Source organism: Spirilliplanes yamanashiensis (genome assembly GCF_016863475.1).
GTDB lineage: Bacteria > Actinomycetota > Actinomycetes > Mycobacteriales > Micromonosporaceae > Spirilliplanes > Spirilliplanes yamanashiensis.
The window spans coordinates 147,967-167,832 of the sequence record NZ_BOOY01000028.1 but is presented as its reverse complement, the minus strand read 5'-3'; the positions used below and the strand labels follow the sequence as shown (position 1 = coordinate 167,832).

The window sequence follows — 19,866 nt, the reverse complement described above, 5'->3', positions numbered from 1 at the left end:
CGTCGCAGGGGTGCCATCACCACCGGTGCACTAGGTCGGCTAGCCTGGCGGCACTTGTGCAGAGGGGGTGCCGGGATGGACCTGGCGGAACCGCCGTACGCCCGCATCGCCGCCCGCATCGCCCGCCGCATCGCCGACGGCGACCTGCGTGCGGGCGACCGGGTGCCGTCCACCCGCCAGATCACCGCCGAGTACGGCGTCGCCATGGCCACCGCCAGCAAGGCGCTCGCCGCCCTGCGCGCCGACGGCCTGGTGCGCCCCGTCCCCGGCATCGGCACCGTGGTGGCCGACCGGGCCCGCCCGCCCCGGCGCCCCGACCCCGCGCTCGCCGCCGACCGGGTTGTGCGCACCGCCGTCGCCGTCGCCGACCGCGAGGGCCTCGGCGGGCTCACCATGCGCCGGCTGGCCGCCGAGCTGGGCGTCGCCACGATGAGCGTGTACCGCCACGTCACCGACAAGGACGAGCTGCTGCTGCTCATGATGGACGCGGTGATGGCCGAGAACCCGCCGCCCGACCCGCCGCCCGCCGGCTGGCGTGCCCAGGCCGAGGCCATCGCCAGGCTGCAGTGGGCGCTGTACCGGCGGCGGCCCTGGCTGGCGCAGTCGATGTCGTTCACCCGCCCGGTGCTCGCCCCGCACGCGATGGCCCACACCGAGTGGACGATGCGGGCGCTGGCCGGGCTGGGCCCCGCCGGGGCGTTCACGGCGGCGGTCACGCTCGCCAACCACGTCCGCGGCACGGCGGTGAACCTGGAGACGGAGGCGCAGGCGGAGCAGGACACCGGCCTGACCGACGACCAGTGGCTGCGCGAGCGCATGCACGTCCTGCAGTCGGTGCTGTCCACCGGCCGGTTCCCGCACATGTCGGCGTACGTCGGCGCCCCCGGGTCGGCGGACTTCAGCCTCGACACGCTGTTCGAGTTCGGGCTCCAGCGGCTCCTCGACGGCCTCGCTCCCCTGCTGGACTGACGCGGCGTCCCGGCGCGTCACGCGTCGTCCGGCGTGTCGGCACGGTGGGTCACACCGCGTAGGCCATCCTAGGAACCTAGCTGCCTGTCTGCCTGGAGGTGCCGCGTGACCGTCAACCCCGGAGCCGCCGAGTTCCCGCACCGGCAGATCGCCGGCCTGCTGCGCGAGAAGATCCGCCGCGGCGACTGGCAGCCGGGCGAGCGCCTGCCCAGCATCCCGGCCATGGCCGAGATGTTCGGCGTCGCCAAGCAGACCGTCCAGCGCACCGTCGACCAGCTGCGCGTCGAGGGCGTGCTCATCACCAAGCCGGGCTCCGGCACGTACGTGCGCGGCACCCGGCGCCGCCTCAACCGGCTGTCCCGCGGCCGCTACGGCGTGCACCGCGGCTACCACAGCGACCTGGCCGCCCGGTACCGCCAGCACCTCGACGAGGTCGGCCTCGCCCCGGCCCCCGCCGAGGTCGCCGACGCGTTCGGCGTCAAGGACGGCACCAGCCTGCTGGTGCGCCGGTACGTGGTGCGCACCGACGACGCCCCCGTCGAGGTGGGCGCGTCCTGGTTCCGCCCGGAGGGCGCCGCCGGCACCTCGCTGGCCCGCGCCGAGGCGTTCGGCCGCCCGCTGTACCAGGAGGCCGAGGAGGTGCTGGGCCGGCGCTACGCCCACGCCACCGACACGATCAGCGCCCGTCAGCCCAGCCGGGAGGAGGCGGTGCTGCTGCAGATCCGCCCCGACACCCCCGTGCTGCACCTGCTGCACGTGGCGTTCGACGACAACCGCAAGCCGATCGAGGTCGCGCAGGCCACCTGGCCCGGCCCCGTCACCACGCTGACCGAGGAGTACCGCATCCCGGCGCCCGCGCCGGAGCCGGACTCGAGCCCCGGCCTGGCGGTCAGCTGAGCATCCGCAGCGCCCGCGCCGCCGCGGCGCGCACCCGCGGCACCGGGTCGTGCTGGAGCCGTTCGACCGCGCGCAGCGCCGGGTCGAGCCGGTGCCGCGCGACCACCTTCGCCGCCATCTCCCGCACCCGCCAGCTGTCGTCGTCCAGGGCCGCCACGACGGCGGCCACGGCGGCCGGCGGCGGGTCGGGCGGCAGCGCCCACAGCAGGCCGCGGGCGCCCCACACGCGCAGCCAGTGCCGGTGCCGCGGCGGCGCGTCGAGGAACCGCGGCGCCTGCGGGCCGCCGAGCACGGCGACCAGCGCCGGGTCGGCCTCGCCGTGCCGGATCAGGGCGACGCAGCTGCGCACGACCTCGTCGGCGCCGCGCGCGGCACAGGCCGCCGCGATGCGCTCCCGCGGCGGCCCGGCCGGACCGGGGACGGGGTTCAGAGGCGGACGCCGAGCAGGGCGTCGGCCGTGCGGGCCATCAGGGCCGGGGCGTCGCGGTCGTCGCCCTCGCCGTCGGCGGCCGCGTCGGCCCACGCGTCCAGGGTCGCCAGGGCGCCCGGGGTGTCGAGGTCGTCGGCCAGCTGGGCGCGGACCCGGGCCAGCAGCTCGGCGCCCGACGGCCCGGCCGGGGCCGCCGCGGCCGCGCGCCAGCGGCCCAGCCGCACCTCGGCGGTCTTGAGCACGTCGTCGGTCCAGGTGCGGTCCGTGCGGTAGTGGCCGGACAGCAGGGCGAGCCGGATGGCCATCGGGTCGACGCCGTCGCCGCGCAGGCGGGACACGAACACCAGGTTGCCGCGCGACTTCGACATCTTCTCGCCGTCGAGGCCGATCATGCCGGCGTGCACGTAGTGGGCGGCGAACGGCGCGGCGCCGGTGAGGACCTCGGCGTGCGCGGCGGAGCACTCGTGGTGCGGGAACAGCAGGTCGTTGCCGCCGCCCTGGACGTCGATGGTGTCGCCGAGCAGGCCGAGCGCGATGACGGCGCACTCGATGTGCCAGCCGGGGCGGCCCGGGCCGAGGTCGCCGCCGTCCCAGGCGGGCTCGCCCTCGCGGGCGCCGCGCCACAGCAGCGGGTCGAGCGGGTCGCGCTTGCCGGGGCGCTCCGGGTCGCCACCGCGCTCCGCCGCGATGGGGATCATCTCGGCGCGCGTCAGGTTCGACTCGTAGCCGAAGCGGGCGGCCTCGGCGATCGTGAAGTAGACGTCGCCGGTGCCGTCGTCGAGGCGGTACGCCGCCCCGGCGTCGAGCAGGCGGCGCACGGCCGCGGCGATGGCCGGGATGGACTCGACCGCGCCGACGTAGTGGGCGGGCGGGACGAGCCGCAGCGCCTCCATGTCCTCGCGGAACAGGGCGGTCTCGCGCATGCCGAGGACCATCCAGTCCTCGCCGTCGCGGGTGGCGCGCTCCAGCAGCGGGTCGTCGATGTCGGTGACGTTCTGCACGTAGCGCACGTCGTGGCCGGCGTCGCGCCACAGGCGGTTCACCAGGTCGAAGGTGATCATGGTGGCGGCGTGGCCGAGGTGGGTGGCGTCGTACGGCGTGATGCCGCAGACGTACATGGTGGCGGCCTCGCGGGGGCGGGTGCGGTGCACGGCCTGGCGCGCCGAGTCGTACAGCGCGGGAGGGGTGCCCTGCCCGGGCAGGGTCGGCACGTCGTGCCCGGTCCACGGTTCCATGGTCACCACCCTAGCCAGCGGATGTGACAACCCGCCGGTGACCGTCGGCACGCGTCAGATCGGCGGCCAGGGCATCGCGGGCCAGCCGGCGGGGGGTTCCGGGAACCGGCCGGAGCGCTGCAGGCGGGCGACGCGGCGGCCGATCTGGCGGATCTCGGTCAGGGTCAGGTGGTCGGCCAGGGCGTCGCCGAGCGCGCCGCCGAGGTCGGTGGCCAGCGCGGCGAGGACGGGGCGCGACCAGCCGGGCAGCGGCTTGCCGGTCCAGCCCCACAGGACCGTGCGCAGCTTGTCCTCGGTGTGGAAGCACACGCCGTGGTCGACGCCGTAGAGGCGGTCGCCGGCGCCGACGAGCACGTGGCCGCCCTTGCGGTCGGCGTTGTTGATGACCGCGTCGAGCACGGCGAGCCGGGCCAGCCGCGGGTCGTCGGCGTGCACGAGGGAGTAGGCGTCGCCCTCGTCGTCGCGGGCGGCGGCGACCGGGAACCAGCCCTCGGGCACGTCGTACGCCGGCACGAACGCGACCGGCGCCTCGGCGGTCTCGTCCTCGTCGATCCACAGCTGGCAGGCGCCCGGGCCGAGCGGGCCGTCGCGCAGGACGGTGGGCGGCACGAGCCCCCAGCCGGTGGCCCGGGAGACCAGGTAGGCGGAGACCTCCCGGCCGGCCAGGGTGCCGTCGGGGAAGTCCCACAGCGGGCGTTCGCCCTGCACGGGCTTGTAGACGCAGCGGGCCGTGACCCCCTCGTGGGTGATCACGGCGCGCAGCGTGGTGTTGGAGGCATCGAGCAGCCGCCCCTCGAGCTCCAGGGAGCCGTGGGTGAGCAGCGCGACGGCGTCGGATTCGACCAGGGTCGTGTCCGTCACCGGTGGTAGCCGTTGTGCCGGGGGCAGAGGTGGCCGGCCGGGTCGAGCGGCTGGCCGCACAGCGGGCACGGCGGGCGGCCGGCGGCGACGACACGGCGGGCCCGGTCGATGAAGGCGCGGGTGGCCTCGGGGGTGAGCCGCACCCGCAGCCGGTCGAGGTCGTCGTCGGGCTCGTCGTCGTCCTCGGCGTCGTCATCGTCGTCGAGGTCGTCGCCGGGCTCGTCATCGTCGTCGTCGGTGACCAGCTCGACCTCGGCGTCGCCGGCGGCGATCGCCTCGATGACGACGGTGGCCGTGTCGACGTCGAACGCCAGCCCCAGCGTGCCGACGCGGAACTCCTCGTCGACGGGCGCCTCGAGCGGCTCGTTGTCGCTGCCGGCCGGGGGCGCCGCGTCGGGCAGGGCGACGCCGAAGCGGCGGCTGGCCTCGCTCAGCAGCTCCTCGAGCTTCTCGGCGAGCAGCGACACCTGGACCTTCTCCAGCGACACACTGATCACCCGGCCGCCACCGCGGGCCTGCAGGAAGAACGTGCGGTCGCCCGGCTCCCCCACGGTCCCGGCGACGAACCGCTCCGGCGGCTCGAACGCGTACACCTGGTGGGTCATGACACGACCCTATCCGCCCGCGCGCGCACGCGCGCAGCCTGCCGAGCGGATTCCGCCCGCCGCGAACGCGCGCGCCGCCTCGGCCACGCACGGTGATAAATACGTTACGCCGCGCCCGCGCCGCCGCCGACGGCGGCGTCCGACTCGTCCCGGTCCGCGGCCGGGCGCGGCTGCGGCGCCAGCCCGGCGAGCGACCCCGTGTCGTTGACCCGGAGCACGAACGGCCGGGTCGCCGTGTAGCGGATCGCGGTCACCGACGCCGGGTCGGCGACGATGCGCTGGAAGCCGTCGAGGTGGATGCCGAGCGCATCGGCGACGATCGCCTTGATGATGTCGCCGTGGCTGCACGCCACCCACAGGGCGTCCGGGCCGTGCTCGGCGGCGACCTTCGCGTCCCAGGCGCGCACCGCGCCGACCGCGCGGGCCGACATGGCCGCCATCGCCTCGCCGCCGGGGAAGACGGCCGCGCTGGGGTGCTGCTGGACGACCGGCCAGAGTGGATCACCGGTCAGCTCGGACAGCGTGCGGCCCTCCCAGGAGCCGTACCCGCACTCGGTGAGGTCGTCCTCGACGGCGGGCGACGCCTCGGGCAGGGCGAGCCCGACGGTCTGCCGGCAGCGGACGAGCGGGCTGGTGACCACGGCCGCCAGCGGGAGCGGGCGCAGCCGTTCGCCGACCGCCGCCGCCTGGGCCCGGCCGACGTCGTCGAGCTCGACGGGCAGGCGGCCGGCGAGGATGCCGCCGGCGTTGGCGGTGGTGCGGCCGTGGCGCAGCAGCAGGACGGTCGGCACCGCGTCAGCCTACAAGGCCGTCAGCCGCCGACCCCCGACTTGTCCAGGGCGCCGGCCAGCTCCCGCAGCGTGCGCAGCCCGGACTCGACGTCGGCGACGAACGGGGTGACCGACAGGGTGGTGACGCCGGACTCGGCGTAGGCGACGAGCCGGTCGGCGAGGCGGTCGGCGGGGCCGACGAGCGAGGTGGCCTCGATGAACTCCTGCGGGACGGCCGCGGCGGCGTCGCGCAGCTGGCGGTCGAGGTAGAGGTCCTGCACGCGGCGGGCGGCGTCGGCGTAGCCCATCCGCACGGCCAGGGCGTTGTAGAAGTTCTGCTCGCGGCTGCCCATGCCGCCGACGTACAGGGCGGCGTACGGGCGGATCACGTCGGCGGCGGCCGCCACGTCGGGCCCGATCGCCACGGGCACGCTGGGCACCACGTCGAAGCCGGCCATGGTCAGGCCGCGGCGGGCCCGGCCGGCGGCGATGTGGCCGAGCGGCTCGGCGGCGTGCTCGGGCGAGTGGAACACCGCGAGCCAGCCGTCGGCGATCTCGCCGGCCAGCTCCAGGTTCTTCGGGCCGACGGCGGCCAGGTAGACGGGGATGTCGGCGCGGGGCGGGTGGAAGCCCAGCCGCAGCGCCTTGCCGGGGCCGCCGGGCAGCGGCAGCGTCCAGTGCTCGCCGGAGTAGGCGACGGGCTTGCGGGCCAGGGCGAGGCGCACGATGTCGACGTACTCGCGGGTGCGGGCCAGGGGCTTGCCGAAGCGCACCCCGTGCCAGCCCTCGGACACCTGGGGGCCGGACACCCCGAGGCCGAGCCGGAACCGGCCGCCGGAGATGGTGTCGAGGGTGGCCGCGGTCATCGCGGTGGCGGCCGGGGTGCGCGCGGGGATCTGCATGACGGCGGCGCCGACGTCGATGCGCTCGGTCTGGCCGGCGATCCAGGCGAGGATGGTCGGGGCGTCCGAGCCGTACGCCTCGGCGGCCCACACCACCGCGTAGCCGAGCTGCTCGGCCTCCCGGGCCAGGGCGAGGTGCGCCGCCGGTGTCGTGGTCGCCGTCTGGTAGCCGAGGCTGAGTCCGAGCCGCATGCCCCACACCCTACCCGCCGGTAACCAGGTGCGGAACGGGAGATACGTCCGGTTCCCGACGAGCGGTCGGTGCGGCGCGCCGGTCCTGAGGATGTCGCCGCGAGCGCAGGATGAATAGGGTTCATGCCATGCAACAGCGACCGCTCGGCCGAAGCGGGCTGGCGGTCTCCCGGCTTGCCCTCGGCACCATGACCTGGGGACGGGACACCGAGCCCGACGACGCCGCCGCCCAGCTCAAGTTCTTCCTCGAGGCGGGCGGCACGCTGGTCGACACCGCCGACGTGTACGGCGACGGCGACGCCGAGGCGGTCATCGGCTCGCTGCTCGACGGCCTCGTGCCGCGCGACGAGCTGCTCATCGCCACCAAGGCCGGCCTGCGCCCCGGCACCGCCCGCCGGCGCGACGGCTCCCGCGGGCACCTGCTGCGCACCCTCGACGCGTCGCTGCGCCGGCTGGGCACCGACCACGTCGACCTGTGGCAGGTGCACGGCTACGACGAGCTGACCCCGCTGGAGGAGACCCTGGCCGCGCTCGACCACGCGGTCAGCAGCGGCCGGGCCCGCTACGCGGGCGTGTCGAACTTCGCCGGCTGGCAGACCGCCCGCGCCGCCGCCTGGCAGGCCGCCTGGCCGGGCCGGGCCCCGATCGTCGCCGCCCAGGTGGAGTACTCGCTGCTGGAACGCGGCGTCGAGCGCGAGGTGCTGCCGGCCTGCGCGGCGCTGGGCCTGGGCGTGCTGCCGTGGTCGCCGCTCGGCCGGGGGGTGCTCACCGGCAAGTACCGCAACGGCCGGCCCGCCGACAGCCGGGCCGCGTCGCCGCACTTCGCGCCGTTCGTCCAGCCGTACCTGGAGCCGCGCAGCTCGTCGATCGTCGAGGCCGTCGTCACCGCCGCGTCCGGGCTCGGGGTGTCGCCGCTGGAGGTGGCCCTGGCCTGGATCCGCGACCGGCCGGGCGTGGCCGCGCCCATCCTCGGCGCGCGCACCGCCGGTCAGCTGCAGGGCGCCCTGGCCAGCGAGGACCTGACCCTGCCCGCCGAGATCACGGTCGCGCTCGACGACGTGTCCGCGATCGACGTCGGCTACCCGGAGCGCGACGGCTGATGCGCGCAGCGCTGGCGCCTCTCGTGCGGGCCAGCACCTACCGGCGCGCCGTGCACCTGCTGCTCGGCGCGGTGATCCTGCTGCCGTACGCGCTGCTCGGCGCCCTGCTGTGGCAGGTCCTGACCGGGCCCGGCGGCGGCCGCGCGGGCGGCCTGCTCGTCGCGGCGGCGGCGGTGGCCCTCGCGGCCGTGCCGCCGTTCCTCGGCGGCACCCGGGAGCTGGAGCTCGCCGCCGCCCGGCAGCTGCTCGGCGTGGACCTGCCGGACACCCCGCCGGGCCGGCTCCCGCTGGAGACCCGGCTGCGCGGCGCACTGTGGTTCGCCGTGCACCTGGCCGTCGGCGGGGTGGTCGGCGCGGCGCTGCTGACCGCCGTGCCGATGGCCCTGATCGCGCTGGCCGACCCCGGCGGGATCGTCCCGGACGCGCTGCGCACCGCCGACCGGTGGCTGTGGACCCTCGGCGGGCTGGCGCTGCTGGTGGCCACCGTGTACGCCACCGCCGGGCTGGGCGCGCTGGCCGCCGTCATGGCGCCGGTGCTGCTGGGGCCGTCGCCGGCCGAGCGGATCGCCGCCGTCGAGGCCCGGGAGCGGGCCCTGGCCGAGCGCAACCGGCTCGCCCGGGAGCTGCACGACTCGGTCGGCCACGCGCTGACCGCGACGACGCTGCAGGCCGCCGCCGCGCAGGCCGTGTTCGACACCGACCCGGCGTTCGCCCGGCGCGCCCTCGCGGCGATCGAGGAGGTCGGCCGCGCCGCCGTCGACGACCTCGACCACGTGCTCGGCGTGCTGCGCGACTCCCCCGGCGCCGGGGCCGCCCGGCCCCAGCCGACGCTGGCCGACCTCGGCCGGCTCTGCGCCGACATGCGCACCAGCGGCGTCGACCTGCGGGTCCGCGCCACCGGGGCGCTGGGCGAGCTGCCCGCCGCGGTGTCCCGCGAGGGTTACCGCATCGTCCAGGAGGGCCTGACCAACGCCGCCCGGCACGGCGGCGCCGGCCCGGTCACGCTGACCGTGGGGACGGACGCCGGGACGCTGCGCATCGCCGTGGACAATCCCCTCGGCGGGCCGGCCGGCGGCGACCGCACGGGCGGGCGCGGGATCGCCGGCATGCGCGAGCGGGTCCGCCTGCTCGGCGGCGAGCTGGCCGCCGGCCCGCGGGACGGCGCCTGGCACGTCACCGCGACGCTGCCGCTGGGAAGGGGGGCCGGATGACCGCGACGCCGGTGCGGGTGCTCATCGCCGACGACGACGAGCTGGTCCGGGTGGGCCTGCGCGCCGTGCTCGGCGCCGAGGCCGACCTGGAGGTCGTGGGCGAGGCCGCCGACGGCGCCGCGGTGCTGCCCGCCGTCACCCGGCTGCGCCCCGACGTGGTGCTGATGGACGTGCGGATGCCGGCCCTCGACGGCATCCAGGCCACCCGGCTGGTGCTGACCCGCGTCGACGACCCGCCGCGGGTGCTGGTCGTGACGACGTTCGAGAACGACGAGCACGTGTACGCGGCGCTGCGGGCCGGCGCGAGCGGGTTCCTGCTCAAGCGGGCCCGGCCGGCGCAGATCGTCGACGCGGTGCGGCTGGTCGCGCGCGGCGACTCGCTGCTGTTCCCGGCGGCGATCCGGCGGCTGACGGCCGCGTACGGCGGCGCGGCGGGGCTGCCCGGCGCGCCGCTGACCGAGCGGGAGGCCGGGGTGCTGCGGCTGATGGCGGCCGGGCTGTCCAACGCGGAGATCGCCGCCGAGCTGGTGCTGGGCGTCGAGACGGTGAAGACGCACGTCGGCAACGTGCTGGCCAAGCTCGGGGTGCGCGACCGCACCCAGGCGGTCATCGCCGCGTACCGGTCGGGGTTCGTCCCGCCGGGCTGACCGCCGCTCCCCCGCGCGGGGGAGCCGGTCCACCCGCGCTCGGGAGCCCCCGCGGCCGCGCGGCGGCCAGCGTGGAGGCATGACGACATCCGCACGTTCCGCCGCCCTCGCCGCGGCCGCCTGGGCCGGCGGCTCCGGCGCCGTCGCCCTCGCCTGGACCGCCGCCGGCCGCGGCTTCCCGTTCGGGACGGGCGACCCGCACAACGCGAGCAGCCCGCTGCGCGCCGTGGACCCGGCCGTGGGCGCCCCGCTGTCCGCCGCCGTGCTGCTGCTCGCCGCGGCCGCCGCGCTGGTGCTGGCCGCCCGGGCGGCGCCGGGCCGCGGGGTGCTCCCCGCCGCGCTCGGGTACGCCTGGGCGGTGGCCGCCGCGCTGCTGGTGGTGGTGCCCGACGCGCGGCTGCTGACCCTCGCCGGGTACCTGCCGGTCCTCGTCGTCGGCGCGCCGTTCGGGTACCCGCCCGTCGACTACGGCGAGATCTTCACCGGGGCCGCCGCGGCGCAGGTGGCCGGCGTCGCCGGCGGGGTGCTGCTGGCCCGGGCGGCGCTGCTGCGGGGCCGCGCCGCCGCCGGGGCGTGCGTGGCGTGCGGGCGGCGCCACCCGGAGCGCGGCTGGACGACGCCGGCCGCCGCCGCCCGCTGGGGCCGGTGGGCGGTCGCGGTCGCCGCGGTCATCCCCGCCCTGTACGCCGTCACCCGGCTGGCCTGGGCGGCGGGCGTCCCGCTGGGCATCCCGGCGGAGTTCCTGCGCGAGATGCGGGCCAGCGGCCTGGTGTGGGCGGGCGCGGGCCTGGGGGCGTTCGCGCTGGCCGGGGCCGTGCTGACGCTGGGGCTGACGCAGCGCTGGGGCGAGGTGTTCCCGCGGTGGCTGCCCGGCCTCGCGGGCCGGCGGGTGCCGGTGCGGCTGGCGACGGTGCCGGCGGGGCTGGTCGCGGTGCTCGTCACGTCGGCCTCGGTCGGGCTGCTCAGCACCGACGGTTTCCTCGGCATGGTCGGCGGCGGGATCAGCGCCGCGTCGGCGCCCATGCTGCTCTGGCCGGTGTGGGGGGTGGCCCTCGGCGCGGCCGCGCTGGCGTACCACCTGCGCCGCCGCGGCGGGTGTGCGACGTGCGGCGCGGGGGTGGTGCGAGCGCAGGTGGCGGGCGCACGATAGGGCACATGGACTACGAATACGCGCCGCTGCGGTTGCCCTCGAATGTCGACCGGTTGACCGCCGCGGCGCAATTGGCGATCCAGGCGGAGTTCTCCGGCTGGGAGCTGGCCCGGGTGCGGCTGTACCCCGACGGGTCGCGGCAGGTGGTGCTGCGCCGGCGGCTGCAGAACCAGTCGCAGCCGGGTCTCTCCTACTGAGCCCCCGCCGGGCCACCGGCCCGAGTCGGCGGTCCCTCCCCGCTTCCGGGAGGGACCGCCGAGGTCGGTGGTGCGCAACAGCCGGGCCTGGGGATCGGCACCTCTCGGACCCGACCGGCTTCTGACTCCTACTGTGCGCCGCCCGCGAGCGGGGGTGGCGCACAGGCTGTGCGGCTGTGCACACCGGCCGAACGGCCGACCCGCCTAGTGGGCGTGGTCGTGGCCCTCGTGGTCGTCCTCGCCGGTGTACGGGTGCTCGTCGAGCCGCCCGACCAGCACGTCCTGCTCGGCGGGCGTGAACGGGCCGGCCGCGTCGTCGTCGGCGAACGCCTCCAGGTCGAGCGGGACGGCGACCTCGCTGACCGTCACGACGCCGTCGAGCGGCTCCAGCTCCGGCACGTCGAGGGCGGCGAGCGAGCCGTCGCCGGACTGCAGCAGCTCCAGCACCGCCTCGCCGACGCTCTCGACCGGCTCGATCTCGGCGTCGTCCGGCACGGCGGCGCGGCGGGCGGTCTCGGCGACCCGCAGCAGGGCGGCGGTGCTCGGCACCCGGTAGTCGCGGCGCTGGCGCACCGAGATGACCTGCGGGTGCGGGTCGGCGGGCTCCTCGCCCGTCGCCACGTCGGACCCGAACGCGCGGTCGGCCTCGTCGGGGTCGATCGCCTCGACGTCCCACGGGGTGACCTCGCCGTACGCGTCGAGCAGCAGCTCGTCGTACGCGAAGGAGGCGTTGTTCAGGGCGACGTACGCCTGCCACACCCCGTCGTCGTCGATGCGGCCCTGGGCGGACTGCACGGCGGCGAGGTGGCCGCGGGCGGCCTCGACGACCCTGTCGAGTGCGGCGGCCAGCTCCGCGTTGCGGTCGGACATGGTGAGGGAATCCCTTCGGACGGACGGTCGGGGGTCAGCTCTGCCGGAGGAACCGGTCGAGCACACGCACGCCGAACTGTAGACCGTCGACCGGGACGCGCTCGTCGATGCCGTGGAACAGCGCCGAGAAGTTCAGGTCGGCGGGCAGCCGCAGCGGCGCGAAGCCGAAGCAGCGGATGCCGAGGTGGTCCCACGCCTTGGCGTCGGTGCCGCCCGACAGCATGTACGGCACGGCCCGGGCGCCCGGGTCCTCGGCGCGCAGGGCGGCGGCCATCGCGTCGACCAGCGGGCCGTCGAAGCCGGTCTCCAGGGGCGGCTGCTGGGTGACGTGCTCGATGTCGATGTCGGGGCCGATGACCTCGCGCAGCTGGTCGAGGAACACGCGCTCCTGGCCGGGCAGCAGCCGGCAGTCGATGGTGGCCGAGGCCCGGCCGGGGATGACGTTGTGCTTGTAGCCGGCGGTCAGCCCGGTCGGGTTGGCGGTGTTGCGCACGGTCGCGCCGATGAGGTTGGCGATGGGGCCGAGCTTGGCGATGGCCAGCTCCGGGTCGTCCGGGTCGAGCTCGATGCCGAGCGCCTCGGACACCTGGTCGAGGAACGCCCGCACGGTGGGCGTGACGACCAGCGGGAAGCGGTGCCGGCCGACCCGGGCGACCGCCTCGGACAGGGCGGTGACCGCGTTGTCGTCGTGCACGAACGAGCCGTGGCCGGGCCGGCCGCGGGCGTGCAGGCGCAGCCAGTCGATGCCCTTCTCGGCGGTCTCGATGAGGTAGAGCCGCAGGTCGTCGCTGACCGTGTAGGAGAAGCCGCCGACCTCGCCGACCGCCTCGGTGCAGTCGGCCAGCAGGTCGCGGTGCTCGCGCACCAGGTGGTGGGCGCCGTACTCGCTGCCCGCCTCCTCGTCGGCGGTGAACGCGAGGACGATGTCGCGCGGCGGCACGACCCCGGTGCGCTGCCACTGGCGCACCACGGCCAGCACCATCGCGTCGAAGTCCTTCATGTCGATGGCGCCGCGGCCCCACAGGTAGCCGTCCTTGATCTCGCCGGCGAACGGCGGCACCGACCACTCGGAGGCGTCGGCGGGCACCACGTCGAGGTGGCCGTGCACGAGCAGGGCGCCGCGGGCCGGGTCGGCGCCGGGGATGCGGGCGACGTAGCTGGCCCGGCGGTGCGCGGACTCGTAGATCTCACCCTGGACGCCCACCTCGGCCAGCTTCGCGGCGACGTACTCCGCGGCATCGCGCTCGCCGGCGCTGGTGGTGGTGTCGCCGGTGTTCGAGGTGTCGATGCGCAGCAGGTCGCGGCACAGGTCGACGACCTCGCTCTCCGCAGTCCCGGGTTCCATCCGCCCTTCATACCAGCAGGTCCGGCGGGCGCGGGCGGCGCGGGCCCGCGTTTCACCGGCGGGCGCCGCGGGTAGCCCGGTCGGGGTCCGAACAGGACGACCAGCCGAGGAGCGCCCGCATGTCCGTACCCCTGCCCCCGCTGCCGCCGTTCGGGCCCGAGACCCCGTCGGGCCGCAACGTCGTCGACGTCGTCGCGGGCGAGCACCGGGACCTGCTGGCCCTGTGCGCGGACCTGCTGGACGACACGGTGCCGGAGGCGCGCCGCCGCCGGCTGGCGCAGGTGGTGGTGGCGAGCCTGGCCCGGCACCTGTCGGCCGAGGAGCAGTACCTCTACCCGGCGATCCGGGTGACGGTGCCGAACGGCCCGCAGCTGGCCGACCGGGAGCTGGCCGAGGACGACGCCCTGATGGTGACGCTGCGCGAGCTGCAGACGGCGGGCGGCGACGAGCTGCGCGCGGTCGCGGCGACGCTGTGCACGCAGGTGCGCCGGCACGCCGAGGCGGCCGGCGAGGAGCTGCTGCCGCTGCTGCTGCAGCTGGCGCCGGCGGACGACCTCATCCGGCTCGGCAACCGGTTCGAGACGGCGGAGGAGGCGGCCCCGACCCGGCCGCACCCGGCGACGCCGTCGACCCCGCCGTGGAACAAGGTGGTCGATCCGGCGATGGGGGTCTGGGACAAGATGCGCGACGCGCTGACCCGGCGGGTCACGTACACGGACAAGCTCTGAGGTTCCGCGCGCACCGGGCATCGTGGACTTTCGTCTCGTAGTTCCTTACTTATTGGCGAGACTTGTCCATTTGATTAACCGGTTCGTCACGAACGGATGAGCTTTGCGGGTCCGAAGGTCTTCCGGCAATCCCGCGAACGTCCTACCGTCACGCTATGAACCTCGAGCTACGTCACCTCAAGGTGGTCTGCGCCATCGCGGAGACAGGGAGTGTGACCAAGGCCGCGTCGATGCTGGGACTGGCGCAACCCGCCCTGACGGCCCAGCTGCAACGCATCGAGCGCACGCTGGGCGGCCCGCTGTTCGAGCGGGACCGCCGGGGCGCGCGCCCCACCGCACTCGGCGAGCTCGTGCTCGCCCGGGCCAAGGTGCTGCTGCCCGCCATGAAGGGGCTGCAGGACGAGGCGGCCCGGCTGGCGGGCTCCGAGCAGGAGACCGGCATGTCCCGCTACCGGATCGGCGCCTGCGGCGGTCCCATCATCGGCGGGCTGGTGCACCGGCTGTCCGAGGACCAGCCGAACGCCCAGATCACCACCCACGCCTCGTACTACGTCGACGAGCTGGCGTCCATGGTGCTCGCCGGCAAGCTCGACTTCGCCCAGGTCGGCGTGTGCGGCGACGCCATGCCGTCGGCGGAGTACGGGCTGGTCTGGCGCACCATCGCGGTCGACGGCGTCTGCGTCCTCATGCCCGAGGACCACCCGGCGCTGAAGAACGAGGAGCTCGACCTGTCCGAGCTGGCCGACGAGCTGTGGGTGGCGGGCGCCGGCGACGGCTGCTTCGGCGACTGCTTCGCCGCGGCCTGCGCGCGGGCCGGCTTCGCGCCGCGGCGCATGCTCGAGACCGACATCCGCGGCTGCGTCGACATGGTGGAGGCCGGCTCGGCCGTCGCCATCTGCCAGCCCACGTTCCGGCCGCCCGCCGGGCTGGCGCACCGCCCGATCGCGGGCGCGCCGCTGCGCTGGCGGCAGGTGCTCGGCTGGCACCCCGACAGCCCGGCCGCCGCGATGGCCCCGCGGCTGCTGGAGATGGCCACGGAGGCGTACCGCGACGCCATCGCCCGCAACCCGCAGTACGTGCTGTGGCAGGCGGCGCACCCGCAGCTCGGGGTGGCGCAGCTGACCGCCGCCTGAGAAACCGATGCACGGTGGTATGAGCCAGCTGGGATATATGAGCGTCGATACCGGCCGTTAGGTTGACGGGCATCCAACTCCCCTGCACGAGGAGCACCGGGATGCGCCGTAGAACCCTCGCGGTCACCGCCGCCATCGCCCTGCCCGTCGGTGCGCTGGCCGTCGCCACCGCACTGCCCGCCGCCGCCGAGCTGAACCCCTCCCCCGTCACGGCCGTTGCCCCCGCCGACGCCGCGAACCCCCAGATGCTCGCCGCCCTGGCCCGCGACCTGCGGGTCACCCCCGACAAGGCCCGGGCCCGGCTGTCCGCCGAGGACAAGGCCGCCCGCGCCGACCTGCGGCTGCGCAAGGCGCTCGGCGCCGCGTACGCCGGCTCGTGGCTCAGCGCCGACGCCACCACGTTCACCGTCGCCGTCACCGACGCGGCGCAGGCCGCCACGGTCACCGCCGCCGGCGCCACCGCCAAGGTCGTCACCCGCAGCGGCGCCGACCTCGACGCCACCAAGGCCCGGCTCGACGCCGCGGCGGCCAAGGCCCCGGCCGGCGCCGTGCCCGGCTGGTACGTCGACCCGGCCCGCAACGCCGTCGTCGTGCTCGCCCGCGGTGGCGACAAGGCAGCCAAGGCGTTCGTGAAGGCGGCCGGCGTCAGCGGCGTCGCCGTCGTCGCCAGCGCCGAGGCCCCGCGCCCGCTGTACGACACCCGCGGCGGCGACGCCTACTACATCGGCAGCGGCCGCTGCTCCGTCGGCTTCTCCGTCACGGGCGGCTTCGTCACCGCCGGCCACTGCGGCAGCACCGGCGCCGCCACCACCGGCTTCAACCGGGTCGCGCAGGGCACCTTCCGCGGCTCGTCGTTCCCCGGCAACGACTACGCCTGGGTGCAGACCAACAGCAACTGGGTCTCGCAGCCGTGGGTCAACAACTACTCCGGCGGCAACGTCACCGTGGCCGGCTCCACCGAGGCCGCCGTCGGCGCGTCGATCTGCCGCTCCGGCTCCACCACCGGCTGGCGCTGCGGCACCGTGCAGGCGAAGAACTCGACGGTCAACTACCCGCAGGGCACCGTCACCGGCCTGACCCGCACCAACGCCTGCGCCGAGCCCGGCGACTCGGGCGGCTCGTGGCTGTCCGGCCAGCAGGCGCAGGGCGTCACCTCCGGCGGCTCCGGCAACTGCTCGACCGGCGGCACCACCTACTTCCAGCCGGTCAACGAGATCCTGAGCGCGTACGGGCTCACGCTGACCACCTCGGGCGGCGGCACCCCGCCGACCACCCCGCCGACCACGCCCCCGCCGGGCGGCGGCTCCTGCACCGGCTACGAGTCCACCTACGGCGGCTCGCTGTCCTCGGGCGCCAGCGCCTACCAGCCCGGCGGCAGCTACTACACCACCACCGTCAGCGGCACGCACCGCATCTGCCTGGACGGCCCGACCGGCGCGGACTTCGACATCTACCTGCAGAAGTACGGCACCTTCGGGTGGACCAACGTCGCCTCCGGCACCAGCGCCGGCCCGGACGAAACCATCTCCTACAGCGGCACCGCCGGCCGCTACCGGGTGCGGGTGCACGCGTACTCCGGCTCCGGCTCGTACAGCCTGGGCGTGACCAACCCGTAGGCCCCCGCACGACCGCAGCCCCGTCGCGCACCCGCGCGGCGGGGTTGCGGCATGCTCGGGGGATGGACCCGACCCTGCTGGTGGTGGACGGCGCCAACGTCGTCGGCTCGGTGCCCGACGGCTGGTGGCGCGACCGGGCCGGCGCAGCGGTGCGGCTGCGCGACCGGCTGGCCCGCCTGGCGGCCGCCGGGAGCTGGCCGGACCTCGCCGGGCCCGTCGAGGTCGTCCTGGTCGTCGAGGGCCGGGCCCGCGACATCCCCGCCACGGCCGGGGTACGCCTGGAGCGCGCACCCGGCTCCGGCGACGACGCGATCGTGGCGCTCGTGGCCGCCGCGGGCGACCGCCCGGCCGTCGTCGTGACCGCCGACCGGGCCCTGCGCGAGCGGGTCGCCGCCCACGGCGCGCAGGTGCGCGGGCCGCGCTGGCTGTCCGGCTGAAGATCACTCACAACCTCCGTTCGGCTGTTGCACGGGCGTAACCGGGAATTCAGGCTGTTCTGGTGCAGCACAGCAACATTTCCCTCCTCACCCTGGTCCTGGTCGGCGGCATCCTCATCGCCTTCGGCTACGGCTGGGCGGTCATGCGGCGCGCCAACAGGGACTACAAGGCCACCAAGGGCGCCGTGAAGTCGATGCGCAAGGGGTTCTGGGCGAGCTTCCGGGCGCTGGTCAAGGTCGGGGTGTTCGTCGCGGTCGCCGTCGGCCTCATCGTCACCTGGAACATCCGCGACGCCCGCGACGACGGCGCCACCCCGCTGTTCCCGGCCCGCGTCGACGACCGCACCGCCACCCCGTCGCCGGAGCCGACCGCGACACGGCGCTGACGACACCGCAAGATCCAGTCCGGATCGGTCATCTCCGTCTACAGTCGGCACATCGGACCGAACTGGGGCGGGAGGCACCGGCAGTGGCGAGCGTCGCCGAGGTGAAGGCCGCCGTCGCCGCGGCCCTGCAGCACGTCAGCGAGGGCCAGGCCGCGATCCGCGCCGCCCGCGACCGGGTCGGCGAGGCCCAGACGACCCTCACCGCCGCGCTCGACGGCAGCGCCGCCGAGGCCGTCGGCACCGCCCGCGCCTCACTCGCCCAGGCCGACCAGCAGCTCGGCGACTGCCTGTCCGCCACGCTGCTGGCGGTGGAGCAGGCGCAGACGTACGCGGCGGCCCTGTGAGCCTGGTGACCGACGTGGCCGCCCGCGTGCGGTCCGCGTCGGACGACCTGCCCCTCGACCTGATCGCGGCCGCCGCCGACCGCCTGCGCACCGCCACCGAACTGCTCGACCGCGTGCGGCAGTCCTCCGTGGACCCGATCGGCGTGCCGCCGCTGGGCGCCGCCCTGGAGCACGCGGAGCGCGCCGTCCACCAGCTGCTCGCCACCCGCGACGCGCTCGGCGACTACCTGGCCGCCGCCGGCCTGGCCGGGGACGCGGGAGCGCCGCCCGCCGCCCCGCCGCCCGCCGGGCCGGGGCCGCAGGCGCGGGTGCCGCGCCCGGCCGCGCAGCGGGAACCGGCCCGCGCGCCGGGGCCGCTGGCGTCGTGGTGGCGCACCCGGGTGGCGGAACTGACCGGCATCGCGGACCCGCCACCGGCGGACGGCGGCGCGACCCGGCCGCCCGCGGGTGACGCCGGGGAGCTGCTGCGGCGGGTCGCCGGGGCGGGCCGCGAGCGGCTCGCCGCCGAGCTGCGCGTCGTGGACGCCGGGGTGGGGCTGGGCCTGGCCGCCGCGGCCGCGCGGGTGCTCGGGGACCTGGCCCGGGACCGCCTGGGCCACGACCCGCGGCCGGCCGACCTGCCGGCGCTGCGCGCGGCCGCCGCCGGGACGGCCCGGCTGGTGCCCGGCGCCGACCCGGCCACCGCGGAGGCGGTGCTGGCCGGGGTGTGCGGCGCGCCCGCCGCGGCCCCGCGCACCGGCCACCCGGCCGACGCCGCGGTGGTCGCCGCCGTGGTGGCGGGGCTGCTCGGCCGGGCGCCGCGGGCCGCCGCGCCGCGCGCGGAGGCGCGCCGCTGACGGGTGTCCGGTGTGGAGGCTCAGGCCTCCGGCGCGTACTGGCCCAGGGCCATCGCCCGGATGCCCTCGATCTCCTCCGCGGTCGCGGTGCCCGAGGCGGCGACGACCTCGGCCCACGTCTCGGTGCTCTGCTTCGCGAACGCGACGCCCTCCGCGGAGTTCGCGGCGGCGACCGGGTCGTCGGCGACCTCGCCGCGCAGGAACAGCCCGAGCGCCAGCAGGCCGCCGTCCCAGCCGGGACCGACGAACAGGGCGCCGGCGCCGCTGCCGGCCATCTCGATGGGCACCGTGTGTTCCAGTTCGAGGGTGGTGTCCGCGCCGTCGCCGGTGAGCCGCAGGTCGACGACGCTGGCCGGGCCGCCGAACGTGACGCGCAGGTGCCGCGGTGGGTCGCAGGTGAGGATGTCGCCGCCCGCGTTGCCCTCCAGCTGGAACGCGCCGCCCTCCTTCAGCTCGCCGCTGATCGGGAAGAACCACCGCTTCAGGCGGTCGGGGTCGGTGACGGCGTCCCACACGTCGGCGGCGGCGGCCGGGTACACCCGGCGCAGCACCACGCTGACGGTCTCGCTGTCGCCGGCGGGCAGCCGGGCGACGGAGCGGTGGATGGCCTGCAGTTCGCGGACGATGTCGATCACTGGGCGGTCTCCTCATCGGGGCGCTCGGCGGCGCGGCGGGCCCGTTTGCCGCGGGCGATCTCCGTCGCCAGGGCGTCGAGGCGCTGGCTCCAGAACTGGCGGAAGCCCTCCAGCCACTCGTCGACCTCGCGCAGCGGGGCGGCGTCGACCGCGTACAGGCGGCGGGTGCCGTCCGCGCGGACCGTCGTGAACCCGTTCTCCCGCAGCACCCGCAGGTGCTGGGAGACGGCCGGCTGGGAGATGCCGAACTCGGCCTGGACCGTGGCGGCGAGGGCGCCGGCGCTCTGCTCACCGGCGGCGAGCAGCTCGAGGATCCGGCGGCGAACCGGATCCCCGAGGACGTCGAACGCGTGCATGCGCCGAGTGTTGC

24 protein-coding genes are annotated in these 19,866 nt (G+C 76.3%); 14 read left to right on the top strand and 10 right to left on the bottom strand.

Translation table 11 applies throughout. The features are described from left to right. Nucleotides 1–75: 75 nt before the first annotated feature. Nucleotides 76–969 (top strand): TetR/AcrR family transcriptional regulator C-terminal domain-containing protein, encoded by an 894-nt coding sequence (locus Sya03_RS19875; protein WP_203939835.1) that lies wholly within the window; start codon nucleotides 76–78, stop codon nucleotides 967–969. A 105-nt stretch (nucleotides 970–1,074) separates the two neighbouring features. After that, nucleotides 1,075–1,866: a GntR family transcriptional regulator gene (locus Sya03_RS19870; protein WP_203939834.1), complete on the top strand. Its 792-nt coding sequence runs from the start codon at nucleotides 1,075–1,077 to the stop codon at nucleotides 1,864–1,866. On the opposite strand, the gene Sya03_RS19865 is transcribed toward Sya03_RS19870, so the two are convergent. The 6 genes from Sya03_RS19865 to Sya03_RS19840 form a co-directional block, all read right to left on the bottom strand. Beyond that, nucleotides 1,859–2,215, bottom strand: coding sequence for a HEAT repeat domain-containing protein (locus Sya03_RS19865; protein ID WP_203939833.1), 357 nt, complete (start codon nucleotides 2,213–2,215; stop codon nucleotides 1,859–1,861). The genes Sya03_RS19870 and Sya03_RS19865 overlap by 8 nt on opposite strands. A gap of 77 nt (nucleotides 2,216–2,292) precedes the next feature. Further along, nucleotides 2,293–3,531: a cysteine--1-D-myo-inosityl 2-amino-2-deoxy-alpha-D-glucopyranoside ligase gene (mshC, locus tag Sya03_RS19860; RefSeq protein ID WP_203939832.1), complete on the bottom strand. Its 1,239-nt coding sequence runs from the start codon at nucleotides 3,529–3,531 to the stop codon at nucleotides 2,293–2,295. 54 nt (nucleotides 3,532–3,585) lie between these two features. Then, nucleotides 3,586–4,392, bottom strand: a complete 807-nt coding sequence (locus tag Sya03_RS19855) for an SCO1664 family protein (RefSeq protein WP_203939831.1) — start codon at nucleotides 4,390–4,392, stop codon at nucleotides 3,586–3,588. Then, nucleotides 4,389–4,997: a DUF3090 domain-containing protein gene (locus Sya03_RS19850; protein WP_203939830.1), complete on the bottom strand. Its 609-nt coding sequence runs from the start codon at nucleotides 4,995–4,997 to the stop codon at nucleotides 4,389–4,391. The genes Sya03_RS19855 and Sya03_RS19850 overlap by 4 nt, the downstream gene beginning before the upstream one ends. 104 nt (nucleotides 4,998–5,101) lie before the next feature. Beyond that, nucleotides 5,102–5,788 carry a histidine phosphatase family protein gene (locus Sya03_RS19845; RefSeq protein ID WP_203939829.1) on the bottom strand — a complete coding sequence of 229 codons (687 nt, stop codon included), beginning with the start codon at nucleotides 5,786–5,788 and terminating at the stop codon, nucleotides 5,102–5,104. 20 nt (nucleotides 5,789–5,808) lie between these two features. After that, nucleotides 5,809–6,861: an LLM class F420-dependent oxidoreductase gene (locus Sya03_RS19840; RefSeq protein WP_203939828.1), complete on the bottom strand. Its 1,053-nt coding sequence runs from the start codon at nucleotides 6,859–6,861 to the stop codon at nucleotides 5,809–5,811. Nucleotides 6,862–6,989: 128 nt separating this feature from the next. On the opposite strand from Sya03_RS19840, the gene Sya03_RS19835 reads away from it, so the two are divergent. From Sya03_RS19835 to Sya03_RS19815, 5 genes are all read left to right on the top strand, one after another. Beyond that, nucleotides 6,990–7,961 carry an aldo/keto reductase gene (locus Sya03_RS19835; RefSeq protein ID WP_203939827.1) on the top strand — a complete coding sequence of 324 codons (972 nt, stop codon included), beginning with the start codon at nucleotides 6,990–6,992 and terminating at the stop codon, nucleotides 7,959–7,961. Beyond that, on the top strand, nucleotides 7,961–9,172 hold the full coding sequence (locus Sya03_RS19830) for a sensor histidine kinase (RefSeq protein ID WP_203939826.1): 1,212 nt from the start codon (nucleotides 7,961–7,963) through the stop codon (nucleotides 9,170–9,172). Before Sya03_RS19835 ends, Sya03_RS19830 begins: the two co-directional genes overlap by 1 nt. Then, the gene (locus tag Sya03_RS19825; protein ID WP_203939825.1) at nucleotides 9,169–9,819 is read left to right on the top strand and encodes a response regulator; all 651 of its coding nucleotides are present in this window, start codon (nucleotides 9,169–9,171) and stop codon (nucleotides 9,817–9,819) included. Before Sya03_RS19830 ends, Sya03_RS19825 begins: the two co-directional genes overlap by 4 nt. A gap of 79 nt (nucleotides 9,820–9,898) precedes the next feature. Further along, nucleotides 9,899–10,969, top strand: a complete 1,071-nt coding sequence (locus Sya03_RS19820) for a hypothetical protein (RefSeq protein WP_203939824.1) — start codon at nucleotides 9,899–9,901, stop codon at nucleotides 10,967–10,969. Between the two features lie 5 nt (nucleotides 10,970–10,974). Then, entirely contained in the window at nucleotides 10,975–11,166 is a 192-nt protein-coding gene (locus Sya03_RS19815) for a DUF5703 family protein (protein WP_203939823.1), read from the top strand. Nucleotides 11,167–11,370: 204 nt separating this feature from the next. On the opposite strand, the gene Sya03_RS19810 is transcribed toward Sya03_RS19815, so the two are convergent. Further along, complete coding sequence (locus Sya03_RS19810) at nucleotides 11,371–12,036, bottom strand: hypothetical protein (RefSeq protein WP_203939822.1); 666 nt, start codon at nucleotides 12,034–12,036, stop codon at nucleotides 11,371–11,373. 34 nt (nucleotides 12,037–12,070) lie between these two features. Continuing rightward, nucleotides 12,071–13,381, bottom strand: a complete 1,311-nt coding sequence (locus tag Sya03_RS19805) for a M20/M25/M40 family metallo-hydrolase (RefSeq protein ID WP_203939821.1) — start codon at nucleotides 13,379–13,381, stop codon at nucleotides 12,071–12,073. Nucleotides 13,382–13,500: 119 nt separating this feature from the next. On the opposite strand from Sya03_RS19805, the gene Sya03_RS19800 reads away from it, so the two are divergent. From Sya03_RS19800 to Sya03_RS19770, 7 genes are all read left to right on the top strand, one after another. Further along, the gene (locus tag Sya03_RS19800; protein WP_203939820.1) at nucleotides 13,501–14,109 is read left to right on the top strand and encodes a hemerythrin domain-containing protein; all 609 of its coding nucleotides are present in this window, start codon (nucleotides 13,501–13,503) and stop codon (nucleotides 14,107–14,109) included. A gap of 155 nt (nucleotides 14,110–14,264) precedes the next feature. Further along, a complete protein-coding gene (locus tag Sya03_RS19795) occupies nucleotides 14,265–15,242 on the top strand; it encodes a LysR family transcriptional regulator (protein ID WP_203939819.1) in 978 nt (325 codons plus the stop codon). Nucleotides 15,243–15,343: 101 nt separating this feature from the next. Next, the gene (locus Sya03_RS19790; protein WP_239107695.1) at nucleotides 15,344–16,858 is read left to right on the top strand and encodes a S1 family peptidase; all 1,515 of its coding nucleotides are present in this window, start codon (nucleotides 15,344–15,346) and stop codon (nucleotides 16,856–16,858) included. A gap of 62 nt (nucleotides 16,859–16,920) precedes the next feature. Then, on the top strand, nucleotides 16,921–17,295 hold the full coding sequence (locus tag Sya03_RS19785) for a PIN domain-containing protein (protein WP_203939818.1): 375 nt from the start codon (nucleotides 16,921–16,923) through the stop codon (nucleotides 17,293–17,295). Nucleotides 17,296–17,357: 62 nt separating this feature from the next. Next, nucleotides 17,358–17,681: a hypothetical protein gene (locus tag Sya03_RS19780; protein ID WP_203939817.1), complete on the top strand. Its 324-nt coding sequence runs from the start codon at nucleotides 17,358–17,360 to the stop codon at nucleotides 17,679–17,681. Nucleotides 17,682–17,764: 83 nt separating this feature from the next. Continuing rightward, entirely contained in the window at nucleotides 17,765–18,025 is a 261-nt protein-coding gene (locus Sya03_RS19775) for a hypothetical protein (RefSeq protein WP_203939816.1), read from the top strand. Further along, a complete protein-coding gene (locus tag Sya03_RS19770; protein WP_203939815.1) occupies nucleotides 18,022–18,861 on the top strand; it encodes a hypothetical protein in 840 nt (279 codons plus the stop codon). Before Sya03_RS19775 ends, Sya03_RS19770 begins: the two co-directional genes overlap by 4 nt. A gap of 20 nt (nucleotides 18,862–18,881) precedes the next feature. Here the strand turns inward: Sya03_RS19770 and Sya03_RS19765 are convergent, their stop codons facing one another. Together Sya03_RS19765 and Sya03_RS19760 are read right to left on the bottom strand one after the other, a co-directional pair. After that, nucleotides 18,882–19,496: an SRPBCC domain-containing protein gene (locus Sya03_RS19765; protein ID WP_203939814.1), complete on the bottom strand. Its 615-nt coding sequence runs from the start codon at nucleotides 19,494–19,496 to the stop codon at nucleotides 18,882–18,884. After that, complete coding sequence (locus Sya03_RS19760; RefSeq protein ID WP_203939813.1) at nucleotides 19,493–19,852, bottom strand: ArsR/SmtB family transcription factor; 360 nt, start codon at nucleotides 19,850–19,852, stop codon at nucleotides 19,493–19,495. The genes Sya03_RS19765 and Sya03_RS19760 overlap by 4 nt, the downstream gene beginning before the upstream one ends. Nucleotides 19,853–19,866: the final 14 nt, after the last annotated feature.

Bases quoted from the DNA above. Each gene is read 5' to 3' on its own strand.
- Sya03_RS19875 (WP_203939835.1), top strand. From the start codon at position 76: ATGGACCTGGCGGAACCGCCGTACGCCCGCATCGCCGCCCGCATCGCC.
- mshC (WP_203939832.1), bottom strand. From the start codon at position 3,531: ATGGAACCGTGGACCGGGCACGACGTGCCGACCCTGCCCGGGCAGGGC.
- Sya03_RS19850 (WP_203939830.1), bottom strand. From the start codon at position 4,997: ATGACCCACCAGGTGTACGCGTTCGAGCCGCCGGAGCGGTTCGTCGCC.
- Sya03_RS19840 (WP_203939828.1), bottom strand. From the start codon at position 6,861: ATGCGGCTCGGACTCAGCCTCGGCTACCAGACGGCGACCACGACACCG.
- Sya03_RS19835 (WP_203939827.1), top strand. From the start codon at position 6,990: ATGCAACAGCGACCGCTCGGCCGAAGCGGGCTGGCGGTCTCCCGGCTT.
- Sya03_RS19830 (WP_203939826.1), top strand. From the start codon at position 7,961: ATGCGCGCAGCGCTGGCGCCTCTCGTGCGGGCCAGCACCTACCGGCGC.
- Sya03_RS19825 (WP_203939825.1), top strand. From the start codon at position 9,169: ATGACCGCGACGCCGGTGCGGGTGCTCATCGCCGACGACGACGAGCTG.
- Sya03_RS19820 (WP_203939824.1), top strand. From the start codon at position 9,899: ATGACGACATCCGCACGTTCCGCCGCCCTCGCCGCGGCCGCCTGGGCC.
- Sya03_RS19815 (WP_203939823.1), top strand. From the start codon at position 10,975: ATGGACTACGAATACGCGCCGCTGCGGTTGCCCTCGAATGTCGACCGG.
- Sya03_RS19810 (WP_203939822.1), bottom strand. From the start codon at position 12,036: ATGTCCGACCGCAACGCGGAGCTGGCCGCCGCACTCGACAGGGTCGTC.
- Sya03_RS19805 (WP_203939821.1), bottom strand. From the start codon at position 13,381: ATGGAACCCGGGACTGCGGAGAGCGAGGTCGTCGACCTGTGCCGCGAC.
- Sya03_RS19800 (WP_203939820.1), top strand. From the start codon at position 13,501: ATGTCCGTACCCCTGCCCCCGCTGCCGCCGTTCGGGCCCGAGACCCCG.
- Sya03_RS19795 (WP_203939819.1), top strand. From the start codon at position 14,265: ATGAACCTCGAGCTACGTCACCTCAAGGTGGTCTGCGCCATCGCGGAG.
- Sya03_RS19790 (WP_239107695.1), top strand. From the start codon at position 15,344: ATGCGCCGTAGAACCCTCGCGGTCACCGCCGCCATCGCCCTGCCCGTC.
- Sya03_RS19785 (WP_203939818.1), top strand. From the start codon at position 16,921: ATGGACCCGACCCTGCTGGTGGTGGACGGCGCCAACGTCGTCGGCTCG.
- Sya03_RS19760 (WP_203939813.1), bottom strand. From the start codon at position 19,852: ATGCACGCGTTCGACGTCCTCGGGGATCCGGTTCGCCGCCGGATCCTC.